Origin of the sequence: Allorhizobium paknamense (assembly GCF_030815125.1) — a bacterium.
GTDB lineage: Bacteria > Pseudomonadota > Alphaproteobacteria > Rhizobiales > Rhizobiaceae > Allorhizobium > Allorhizobium paknamense.
On sequence record NZ_JAUSWH010000040.1, the window covers coordinates 1 to 1803 of the forward strand.

The following is a 1803-nucleotide window of genomic DNA, read 5'->3' on the forward strand; positions in this document are numbered from 1 at the left end:
TGAACTCGCTACGGAACTTCCGGATTACATGGTTCCAGCAGCGATTGTTGTGCTTGACCAGCTTCCGTTAACGCCGAATGGAAAGCTGGACCGTCGTGCTCTTCCTGCACCCGAGTTTACGTCTGCTTCTTATCGCCCACCACGTACGCCTCAAGAAGAGATCCTTGCCAGCCTTTTTGCTGAAGTGCTGGGGGTGGAGCGCGTTGGAATAGACGACAATTTCTTCGACATGGGCGGCCATTCACTGTTGGTTACACGCCTTGTGAGCCGTATCCGTTCCAGTCTGGGAATTGAGGTGGCAATCCGCAGCGTTTTTGAAGCTCCAAGCATAGCCGAGCTTTCTGCAAGTCTACGGTCTTCCATGCTCTCCAAACGAGCTCGTCTGGAGCGGATGACGCGCCCGCCGCGCTTACCTCTTTCTTATGCGCAGACTCGGCTTTGGCTTTTAAGTCAGATTGATGGCCCCAGCGCAGCTTATAATATTCCATTTGGGCTGCGTTTAGATGGTCCCCTTCAAGAGCAAGCACTTTCCGATGCATTTTACGATGTCGTAAACCGCCATGAGAGCCTGCGCACTATTTTTGTTGAGCAGGAGGGTGTCCCTTATCAGGAGATCCTGGAAACTTATACGACGGGAGGGGTCTTTGACGTTGTCGATATTGACGAGGCCTCTCTTCCTGAGGCGATGAAGGAATGCGCCAGTTATTGCTTTGACCTCTCCACCGATCTACCGATACGTGCCTGGCTGTTCCGATTAGGCGAAGAGCGTAATGTGCTTCTCCTTCTCATTCATCATATTGCAGGTGATGGATGGTCCTTTGCTCCCCTTTGCCGCGATTTATCTGCCGCTTACACAGCTCGGTGCCTAGGCAAGGACTTCAACCCTGCGCCTTTGCCGGTGCAATACGCCGACTATACACTTTGGCAACGCGAGGTCTTGGGAAGCGAGACTGATCCTGAAAGTCCAATCTCGCAACAATTGGCCTATTGGCAGAAGACACTTTCCGACCTGCCTGAACACCTTGATCTTCCAACTGACAGGCCTCGTCCTGCGGTGGCTAGTCATCGTGGCGAATACCTTTCTCTTTCGATCGATGCTGAGGTGCATGATAAATTACTAGCTCTTGCCCGGCAGGAGCATGCAAGTCTGTTCATGGTGCTTCAGGCAGGCTTAGCTACGTTACTAACCCGATTGGGTTGTGGCTTCGATATTCCAATAGGCAGCCCCATTGCCGGCCGAACCGATGATGCACTAGACGATCTCGTAGGCTTTTTTGTTAATACGCTGGTCTTGCGGGCGGACACTTCCGGAAACCCCAGCTTCAGGCAATTGCTGGAAAGGGTCAGAGAAATTGATCTGCAAGCTTATAGCCACCAAGACATCCCTTTCGAGCGACTGGTAGAGGCTCTTAATCCCACCCGCTCCTTCGCCAGCCACCCTTTGTTCCAGGTCATGCTGGTACTGCAGAACAACGTCGTCCCCCATCTCGACTTTCCTCATGTCGCGGTCAGCGACACTCCGGTAGGAACACATACCGCCAAGTTCGACCTTTGGATCAGCTTCAGCGAAACGCGTACCGAAGATGGACATCCTGCGGGGCTGATAGGAGGAGTTGAGTACGCAACCGATCTGTTCGACAGGCAAACAGTTGAGGCGATCGTCGATCGCTTTCACCGACTGCTTAAAGTGGTCGCAGAAAGCCCAGATCAACCGATCGGTTCTATCGAGCTTCTCGAAGACCAGGAGCGGCATCAGATCCTGGTAGAATGGAATGATACGTCCCATCCCGTTCCCGAAGCGAC

At 53.0% G+C, this 1803-nt stretch carries 1 protein-coding gene; it reads left to right on the top strand.

The annotated features are described in order from the left end of the window. Positions 1-1803, top strand: a 1803-nt coding sequence (locus tag QO005_RS24140; protein ID WP_307160561.1) for a condensation domain-containing protein, incomplete at both ends; no start/stop codon positions are given.